The organism is Streptomyces fructofermentans, assembly GCF_014651055.1.
Classification (GTDB): Bacteria; Actinomycetota; Actinomycetes; order Streptomycetales; family Streptomycetaceae; genus Streptomyces; species Streptomyces fructofermentans.
The window spans coordinates 1-1341 of sequence record NZ_BMWD01000073.1; the positions used below are offsets into that span (position 1 = coordinate 1).

Below are 1341 nucleotides of genomic sequence, written 5' to 3' on the forward strand. Positions count from 1 at the left end.
TCGTCGTCCCTGCTGAGTCCTCTTTCGAGCCTGGAGATGGTGGTGGGCCAGACTCCGAAGTGCTGGGCGACGGCCGTGAGAGTGATGTTCTTGACACGTCGCAGGGGTCGCAGATCGGCGATGCCGGGGACGGTGACTGTGGTGGTCAGACAGCGGAAGATCTCCCGGGCGATGGCCCGTTTCAGCAACCGGATGATCTCCTTCTTCGTGCGGCCGGCGGCGGTCTGCCTGGCGACGTATTCGCGGGTGCGGGGGTCGCTTGACATGCGGACCAGGGCGATGCGGTAGAGGGCGGCGTTGGCTGCCCGGTCCCCGCCTCGTGAGAGACGGTGGCGGTTGGTTCTGCCGCTGGAGGCGGGGACGGGTGCGGCTCCGCAGAGAGCTGCGAAGGATGCCTCGGTCCGCATGCGCTCGGGGTTGCCTCCGGCGGTGATCAGCAGTTGGGCTGCGGTGTCGGGGCCGACTCCGTGGGCGGCACGCAGGCCGGGGTTGTGGGCGGTGGCCTCGCCGTCCAGGGTTTTGGTCAGGGCCGTGTGCTCGGCGGTCAGCTCCTTGACGCGTCGGGCGAGGTTTTTGAGGGCGGTGAGGACCGCGACGTGCACGGCGTCCCCGGCCGGCCGCAGCCGGGCCAGAGCGTCGGTGCGGTTTGTTCCGGTGAGCTGTCCGTACTTGGCGCGGATGCTCTCGGGTGCGGCGAAGAGGATGTGGGTGATCTGGTTCAGGGCGGCGGTGCGGGCCTTGACCGCGGAGCGGGCGGCGTTGTGCAGGGCGCGTATGCCGGCGACGGTGTCGTCCTTGGGTGTGCTGGAGGCCCGTCCGGAGAAGGCCGCGCGGGCGGCGGCGTAGGCGTCGATGGGGTCCGACTTGCCGATGCGGCGGCGTTCGGCCCGGTCGGGCCGGTTCACCTCGACGACGCGGTGTCCGTGCGAGCGGGCAGCACGGGTGAATCCGGCGCCGTAGGAGGCGGTGCCCTCCACGCCGATTGCGATCACCTGACCGTGGGCGTCCAGGAACGCCAGGGCCGCGGCGTATCCGGCGGCGGAGGTGGCGAACTCGGCGTCCGAGAGGTGGCCGCCGTTGTCGCCGATGACCGCGACGTGGATGGTGTCGGCGTGGGAGTCGACCCCGCCGAACACGCCCTGGCCCACGGTTTGCCCTGCGACCTCTGATGTCATGCTGATGATGCCTTCCAGCCGAAGGTAGGCGCCGGCCGGGTGGCGCAGACAGGACATTGAGGGGGCTTCTGACCAAGCTCCTATCAGGTCATGTTCCGCCCGGCCGGAGCCATGAGAACAGGTCCCGGCGGCCGGACAGAACAGCGGGAAGACAACCCAGCAGGGC

The 1341-nt window shown here is 69.9% G+C and carries 1 protein-coding gene; it reads right to left on the reverse strand.

What is annotated here, in order from left to right; genetic code table 11:
- Window positions 1–1175: IS110 family RNA-guided transposase (locus tag IE265_RS38015; RefSeq protein WP_190040369.1), on the reverse strand; the 1175-nt coding region annotated here is incomplete at its 3' end.
- Window positions 1176–1341 lie beyond the last annotated feature (166 nt).